The following is a 631-nucleotide window of genomic DNA, read 5'->3' as shown; positions in this document are numbered from 1 at the left end:
AAATAAGTTATCTGTGCCTGTCTTTTCCCTCCGGGAAGCCGTGAAATGTGTGAGAGCTAATTGATGTGCGTCGCTTCTATCGGTTTTATGAATCCGTAAGGAATCGCATTGTAATTTCGCTTCTAAAGGGTTCAACAGAAAGTATTCAAACTTGTTATCTTGCATAAAACGCTCTAGTTGTCTCGAATAGACACCAGTTGCTTCGAACACAATATGCGGTGATTTTTTATTTTCATTCATAAGTTGATCTATTCGTTTTCGTAGTTCTTCAAAATCGGGCTTAGAATGATTGATTTCACTTTCAAAAATACATTGTTTTTGAGCATTATAAATGACCATATAACTCTTTCCCATACTAACATCAAACGCAATTACATGTTGCATATTTTGCCTCCTTATGTAGAATAGAAGTCCTCATCTTACTCTTATCGATTCCCATTTCTTATACACGATCTCAAGGATCCACATACTAAACTGATTCAAATAAGGTAAGTGAAGAAGGTCTGTTTTGGGTACGGATTTAAAATCCCAATATCAAAGCGACCTATTCTTCACTTCTACTATAAAAAAATAGTAGTGTAAACCAATGCCTTGGTTTACACTACTAATCTTAGTATGTTTTGGGTGTTGT

At 35.2% G+C, this 631-nt stretch carries 1 protein-coding gene; it reads right to left on the bottom strand.

The window, feature by feature from the left end; genetic code table 11:
• Positions 1–384, bottom strand: a 384-nt coding sequence (locus G9F74_RS29460; protein ID WP_165406433.1) for an IS110 family transposase, incomplete at its 3' end; no start/stop codon positions are given.
• Positions 385–631: the final 247 nt, after the last annotated feature.

The sequence above is a fragment of the Bacillus sp. EKM202B genome, from assembly GCF_011066025.1.
Lineage (GTDB): Bacteria > Bacillota > Bacilli > Bacillales > Bacillaceae_G > Bacillus_A > Bacillus_A toyonensis.
Note: the sequence above shows the minus strand (reverse complement) of the source record. Positions and strands in the feature narration are given on the sequence as shown.